Source organism: Pseudonocardia lutea, assembly GCF_042658055.1.
Lineage (GTDB): Bacteria > Actinomycetota > Actinomycetes > Mycobacteriales > Pseudonocardiaceae > Pseudonocardia > Pseudonocardia lutea.
On sequence record NZ_JBHSQK010000115.1, the window covers coordinates 1 to 638 of the forward strand.

The window sequence follows — 638 nt, forward strand, 5'->3', positions numbered from 1 at the left end:
CCGGACTCAGGCCTTTTAATTTCAGGCTTATCCGCTCGTTGTTGTAGTAATGGATATAGTCCTCTACGGCTTTTCTTAGCGCACTGACACTCCTGAACTCCCTCAGATAAAAACACTCCGATTTCAGGGTCCCGAAGAAGTTTTCCATCACTGCATTATCCAGGCAGTTTCCTTTACGCGACATACTCTGCGTCATCCCATGCGCCTTTAAACGTTCCTGATAGCTCCTCATCCTGTAATGCCAGCCCTGATCCGAGTGCAGCAGCGGAGCATCTCCCGGTCTGAGCTTCGGGAANGCACCGAAGTTCCGGCTCAGGATATTGGGCGCGGCCTCGCCCGTTCTCCCTTTCCAGGCACGATATTTTTTCGCCCTTATCACAGACCGGAGTGACAGTTCTGCCATCAGCCGCTGCACTGTTTTATGGTTTATCCGCAGCCCCTGTTTTCTCAGTGCGAGCGTGATCCTGCGGTAGCCATAACGACCTTTGTGATAGTGGTATATCTTCCTGATGTTCTCTTTAAGACCCGCATACCTGTCCCCTTGCTTCAGTGCATTCATATTGTAATACCACGTGCTACGGGACATACCGGCCGCCCGCAGAAGGTCCCGCAGAGCGTGTTCATGCCTTAGTTCACTG

At 52.0% G+C, this 638-nt stretch carries 1 protein-coding gene; it reads right to left on the bottom strand.

Annotated features, from left to right (window positions below):
- The coding region (locus ACFQH9_RS30845; RefSeq protein WP_379571766.1) for an IS3 family transposase at positions 1–638 on the bottom strand (638 nt) is incomplete at both ends.